The sequence below is a fragment of the Candidatus Limnocylindria bacterium genome (assembly GCA_036523395.1).
GTDB lineage: Bacteria > Chloroflexota > Limnocylindria > P2-11E > P2-11E > CF-39.
In genome coordinates this window covers 39,338-45,547 of record DATDEH010000017.1, presented here as the reverse complement: position 1 = coordinate 45,547, position 6,210 = coordinate 39,338, and the positions used below count along the sequence as shown (strand labels likewise).

Annotated in this window: 4 protein-coding genes; 2 read left to right on the top strand and 2 right to left on the bottom strand. The window is 67.8% G+C overall.

From position 1 onward, the window contains the following. On the bottom strand, window positions 1-1,856 hold a 1,856-nt coding region (locus VI056_02600), incomplete at its 3' end, for a S9 family peptidase (GenBank protein HEY6201910.1). A 41-nt stretch (window positions 1,857-1,897) separates the two neighbouring features. Between VI056_02600 and VI056_02595 the strand changes: the two genes are divergently transcribed. Beyond that, a complete protein-coding gene (locus VI056_02595; GenBank protein HEY6201909.1) occupies window positions 1,898-3,433 on the top strand; it encodes a molybdopterin-dependent oxidoreductase in 1,536 nt (511 codons plus the stop codon). 19 nt (window positions 3,434-3,452) lie between these two features. Next, window positions 3,453-4,631, top strand: a complete 1,179-nt coding sequence (locus VI056_02590; protein ID HEY6201908.1) for a hypothetical protein — start codon at window positions 3,453-3,455, stop codon at window positions 4,629-4,631. Between the two features lie 13 nt (window positions 4,632-4,644). Here the strand turns inward: VI056_02590 and VI056_02585 are convergent, their stop codons facing one another. Next, window positions 4,645-6,210: a beta-N-acetylhexosaminidase gene (locus VI056_02585; protein HEY6201907.1), complete on the bottom strand. Its 1,566-nt coding sequence runs from the start codon at window positions 6,208-6,210 to the stop codon at window positions 4,645-4,647.

Genomic DNA, 6,210 nt, shown 5'->3' with positions numbered 1-6,210 from the left:
AGCGCGATGAAGAACTGCTCTGCCTGCTCGATGGGACAGCGGAGATCGCGCTCGGCGTGAAGGATCAGCAGCGGTGTCTTCACCTTCGGCACATACGTGAGCGGTGAGCGCTCGATCAGCTTGTCGGCGTTGTGCCACGGGGTGGCCTCCCCCATCTCGTGCTCCCAGAAGTGCCAGCCGATGTCGCTCGTGCCGAAGGCTGAGATGTTGTTGCTGATGCTTCGCTGCGTCGCGGCAGCGCGGAAGCGGGTGGTGTGGCCGATGATCCAGTTCGTCATGAACCCGCCGTAGCTTCCGCCGGTCACGTACAGGCGCTTCTCGTCGACCCAGCCTGTCGAGAGCGCGTGATCGACGCCGGCCATGAGGTCCTCGTAGTCCTTGCCGCCCCAATCGCCGACGCACGCGCTCGAGAACTTCTCGCCGTAGGCGTGGCTGCCGCGCGGATTCGTGTAGAGGACGCCATAGCCTCGTCCGGTGAGCACCTGGAACTCATGGAAGAACCCATTGCCGTACGTCGAGTGCGGTCCGCCGTGGACCTCGAGCACGAGCGGCCACTTCTTCGACGCGTCGAAACCGCGCGGCTTCATGAGCCAGCCCTCGACCATCCAGCCGTCGGCGCCCTTGAACTCGACGCGCTCCGGCGGCGTGATGTGCCGCGTCCTCATGAGCTCGCCGTTCAGGTCGGTGAGGCAGCGAAGACCCTTGCCGAGCTCGCCGGCCGCGACGTCGCCCGGGCATGTCGCGTGCGAGAAGACGCACGCGAAGCGACGCGCGTCGTTCGCCAGCGAGAGGCTCACGACCTGATGCGCACCGAGCGTCTCCGCGACCACCTCGCCGCCCGCCACGGGGACGCTGTAGACGTTCGCGGTGCCCTGGTCGGAGCCGACGAAGATGACGCGAGTCCGGTCGGCGTTCCATCTTGGGGACAGCGTCGGGATCTGTGCGCGCATGTCGCTCATCACGACCGAACCGACGGTGCGATCCCACTTCGCGAGCAGGTCGGCGCCCTTGCCGCCGCCGGCCGCCGGCCAGAGCCAGAGGTGCACGTTCTTCGACGCGGAGCCGAGCGCCTTCTCGACGCCGTAGCACGCGATCGTCTTGCCGTCGGGCGACCACGACGGATTGCCGTACTGACCGACTTCGTTGGTCACGCGGCGCGTCGCGCCGCCTACGACGGCGGCGACGTGGATATCTGCCACGGTGTTGCGCTCCCGGTCGGCGCTGCGGTTCGAAACGAACGCGATCTCGCGACCATCCGGCGACCACGCCAGCTGCTGGTCGTCCCAGTCGCCCTCGGTGAGACGCCGAGGTTCGCCGCCCGCCGCATCGACGAGCCAGATGTGCTTGCGGCGCTGATCGGAGAGGAATCCCTCATCGGTCTTGTAGCGCATGCGCTCGTAGACGCGCGGCCCGTCGTCCTCCGGGTCCGCGGTCCTGGCGTCCTTCAACGTGAACGCGATCCGGCGCCCGTCGGGGGACCACACGATGTCACCGCAGTCGTCGTCGAACGTCGTCAGCTGCCTTGCCTCGCCCCCGTCGAGCGAGAGCACGAACACGTTCTTCGGTTTCCCCTTCTTGCCCTTGCCCTCGGCCGTCTCCCCCGCGGGCGCCCCGCGGTCCGACAGGAACGCGAGCGTCCGGCCGTCCGGTGCCCAGCGCGGGTGCGCATCCTGGCCGCCTCCCGACGTGAAGCGGACGGCCTCCCGCGAGCCGTCGAACGGCACGAGCCAGATCGCCGAGCGGTAGCCATCGCGTTCCGGAGCAACGGTGCGCACGACGAAGGAGACGCGCTCGCCGTCAGGCGAGAGCTGTGCGTCGGCGAGAAAACGGAAGGCGTAGAGATCCTCCGCGGTCATCGGAGGAAGAAGGTCTGGCAACGAGTCGTATCGTGCCACATATGGGACGTCTCACGCCGCGAGAGCGCACCGGCCTCCTCGTCGGCGTGCTCGCGATGTTCCTCGCGCTGGACGTCGCGTTCCTCGTCTCGCTCGTCGGGCTGCCGTTCACGCCGTTCGCGCTCGGTCAGGCGATCATCGACGTGCTGCCCGCCTGGATCTCCATCCCACTCATCGAGCTGCTCCACTTCTGGGCGAAGGCGCTCCTCGTCATCGGCGTGCTCACCCTGTTCCTCATCGCGGGCGGCATCGCCGGGATGTTCGCCATCTCGCCCCGGCGCGGTGACGCGGCCGTGATGGGCGCGGTCGCAGCGCCGTGGGTCCTCGCCGTGATCCTCGGGCAGCTCTTCGCCGCCGAGAAGATCGACCTCGGCACGAGCGTCGTCGACTCCGCGGTCGGCCTCGCAACGAACGCGCTCGCGCTGATGTACCTCGCACCCGCCGCAGTGGCGCGTGACGCGGAACCCATGCAGTCACGCCGCCGCGTCCTCCTCGGAGGTGCGGCGGTCGCAGCCGTCGCAGCGCTCGGCGGGCTGCCGCTCTCGCGCGCGCTGCCGGTCGCCGGCGCGCGGCTGGGAAACCTTCCGTCCATGGCGCGGCATCTCATCCAGGCCGTGACCCTCACCGCACCCGACCCCGCGATCGACTCGCTCCCCGGGATCACGCCGCGCATCACGGCGAACGAGGATCACTACACCGTCGACACCACGCTCGTGAAGCCGCGCGTCGACATCGCCACCTGGAAGCTCGACATCACCGGCGCGGTCGAAGCGCCGTTCTCTCTCACCTATGACGAGCTGCTCGACCTCGACGCGATCGAGCAAGTGCACACCCTCGAGTGCATCAGCAACCCGACAGGCGGCGAGCTCATCTCCACCGCTGTCTGGACCGGTGTGCGCATGCGCGATCTCCTGCAGCGCGCGAAGCCGACGGCGAAGGCCTTCGACGTGGTGCTCACCTCGGTCGACGGCTACGTCGACTCCTTCCCCATCGCGAAGGCGATGGAGCCGGAGACCCTGCTCGTCTACCTGATGAACGGAAGAACGCTGCCGCAGGACCACGGCTACCCCGTGCGCACCCTCGTGCCCAACATCTACGGGATGAAGAACGTGAAGTGGCTTCGCTCGATCGAGGTCGTGACCTTCGACAAGCTCGGCCACTGGCAGGAGGGTGGCTGGTCCGACAGCGCGATCGTCAACACCGGGACGCGCATCGACGTTCCGGCGCGCACGCTGAAGTGGAACGGCGGCGAGATCACCCTCGCGGGCATCGCCTTCGCGGGCGCGCGCGGCATCAGCAAGGTGGAGGTCTCCTTCGACGGCGCGAAGACGTGGCAGGCCGCGAAGCTGGAGGCGGCGGAAGGTCCGCTCACCTGGCGGCGCTGGTCAGCGCAGTGGACCCCGGCCAACGTCGGGACGAACACGGTGCAGGCGCGCGCGACCGACGGTCGTGGCGACACCGAGACGCCAGTGAGCCGCGAGCCGTTCCCCAACGGCGCGAGCGGCTACGCCGTGCTCCAGGTGAACGTCGGCCGTTAGGCCGGACGTGCACGTCCAGGTGAAGAGCGTCGTCGTAGCTCTCGTGACGCTCTCGTCGGCCGCCTGCGTCGCGCCGCCGGTCTCGAGCACGACCGGGTCTCCCAACACGTCGTTCCCACCGACCGCGAGCGTCGCCGCGAGCAGCTCACCTGCGGCCTCCTCCCCGCGAGCGGCCTATCGGGTCTTGCCCGTTCCGGGCGGCGCCGCGTCGTCGCCCGATGGGCGATGGTTCGTCGCGCAAGGGCAGCGGAACGGTTCGCCGTTGCAGCTCTTCACGATCGACGGCATTCCGGTGCGCGAATTCGACGCCGGCAGATTCTGGGCGTGGCTTCCCGACTCGAGTGGCCTGTTCGTCGCCCTCGAGGTACCGCAACGTGCGCCACCGCTCGCGATCCTCGAGCTGAACGGCCGCGTCACGTCGACCGAGCTCCAGCTTTCGCGACAGACGCTCTCCCGTGACGGAACGCTGATCGTCGCGCAACAGCAGGAAGGATGCTGCGTCGCGATCGTGCAGCGGGAGATCCGCGTCGCACGCCGTGACGGCAACGGCACTCGAACGCTCGTCACTTCCTCGGTGACGTCGGAGCCAACACCTGTGTTCTTGCTCGGCCTCGATTCGGCCGACCGCGTGGTCTATCGCGACGGAGCGGACGTCATGCGCATACCGCTTGCCGGCGGCACCGCGGTACGCCTCGCGTCGTCGCCGGACTACGCCCGCCTTTCCTCGGCAAGCACGTCACCCGACGGGACCGCGATCTTCGCGACCGGGATCCGTGATGCACGCACGCATATCGTCGCGAACGACCGCGTCATGCCGTGGGACTACTCCCTCGGTTCGATCGTGGAGGACGGCAATCCATTCCCATTCAGGAGCGGGCTCGATCCGCTGTGGTTTGGACCGCACACTTTGCTGGTCCGAGACCCAGACTCGGGATCGCTGTCCACGTTCGACGCTGTCACCGCCATTCGTACAAAACAGGCGGCTCAGCTCCTGCCCGGCGACATGGTCCTCGCCGCTCAGCGAGAGACGCTGCTCGTCGTGCGTGCTGGGTTCGTCGTGTTGATGGACCTGCGAACGGGTGCGGTGCGAGACATCGGCATCGACCTTCGCCCGAGTAGCGAAGCCGATCACGGCGCTGCTGTACCTACAGGTGGATTCATCGTTTCGGGCCCGGCGGGGACCTTCCGTATCGATTGATGCCGCACGCGACTCAGCTCGGGAGCTTCCCCCGCGGACGCCAGTAATTCACGTCGAGGATCCGCAGTCGCTCCAGATGCGCCTCGAGCCTTTGAGCGAAGTCCGCGGGGTCGCGCGTTTCCGGCGGCGACCAGAGCACCTCGGAAAGTGCTGTAAGTCGCGGCCAGGCCATGTACTCCACGCGCTGCGGATCGGGCATGTATTCGGTCCACAGCTGACCCTGCGCGCCGAGAACGTGCTTGGCCTCCGCGGGGCTGAGCTCTTTGGGCACCGGCTCGTATCCATACACCTCGGCGAGCGTGTTCAGCCTGCGGATCGGGAGCGGCTCGTTCTCCGAGTTGTCGTAATCGAAGTACGTCGGCTTCTCCGGCGCCATCACCACGTCGTGCCCGGCTTTCGCGGCGGCGACGCCACCCTTCTCGCCGCGCCAGCTCATGACGGTCGCTCCCGGTGCGAGCCCGCCTTCGAGTATCTCGTCCCAACCGATGAGACGCCGGCCGTGGGCGGCGAGCCACTTGTCGAAGTGCGTGATGAACCAGCTCTGCAGCTCGTCCTCGTCCTTGAGGCCGAACTCCTTCATGCGCGCCTGCGCGGCGGGGCTCGCCTTCCACTCCGTCTTCGGGCACTCGTCACCACCGACGTGGATGAACTTCGACGGGAACAGCGCGAGCACTTCTTCGAGGACGTTCTCGAGGAACGCCAGAACGTTGTCGCCCACCCCGAAGACGTGCTCCGAGATGCCCCAGTACGTTTGGACCTCGTGCTTCGCGCCGGTGTTGCCGAGCTCGGGATACGCGGCGATCGCGGCGAGCGCATGGCCGGGCATCTCGATCTCCGGCACGACGGTCACGCCGCGGTCGGTCGCGTACCGCACCACTTCGCGCACGTCGTCCTGCGTGTAGAAGCCACCGTGCGGTTGTCCCGAGAACTTGCGCATCGCGGGGTCCCGCGTGAGCGGCGGGACCATGCTGTCCTTCCGCCACGCACCGACCTCGGTGAGCTTCGGATAACGCTTGATCTCGATCCGCCATCCCTGGTCCTCGGTCAGATGCCAGTGGAAGACGTTGAGCTTGTGCAGCGCCAGGAGATCGATGTGCTTCAGCACCGCCGCCTTCGGCATGAAGTGGCGGCCGACGTCGAGATGGCTTCCCCGCCACGAGAATCGCGGCGCGTCCTCGATCTCGACACCGGGGACATCCCACGACACGCCGGGAACGACGGCATGCCGGAAGATCGACGGCGGAAGCAGCTGACGAAGCGTCTCCGTGCCGTGCGTGAGGCCCGCGGGTCGAGGGGCTGAGATCGCGACCGTGTCGGCGGTAGCGGCGAGGCGATAAGCCTCGTCGCCGAGACGTGCGAGGCCTTCATCGAGCCCGAGTGCGATGCGCGGTCCGCTCGCACGCGTGACGATCGGCAGTGGAAAGCCCGTCGCCGGGCGCAGGTGATCGCGCAGACGCTCCGCGACGGCTCCGAGCGCATCGGCGGCCTCGATCTGCGTCGATGCCGTCAACGCGAAGCGGCCTCCGCGTGATGTCACCTTGGCCGGGATCGGGATCAGTGGAAGGGTCGGTGCGGTCAT

Excerpts from the sequence above, each read along its gene's own strand:
- VI056_02585 (HEY6201907.1), bottom strand. The coding sequence starts at position 6,210 with ATGACCGCACCGACCCTTCCACTGATCCCGATCCCGGCCAAGGTGACA.
- VI056_02595 (HEY6201909.1), top strand. The coding sequence starts at position 1,898 with ATGGGACGTCTCACGCCGCGAGAGCGCACCGGCCTCCTCGTCGGCGTG.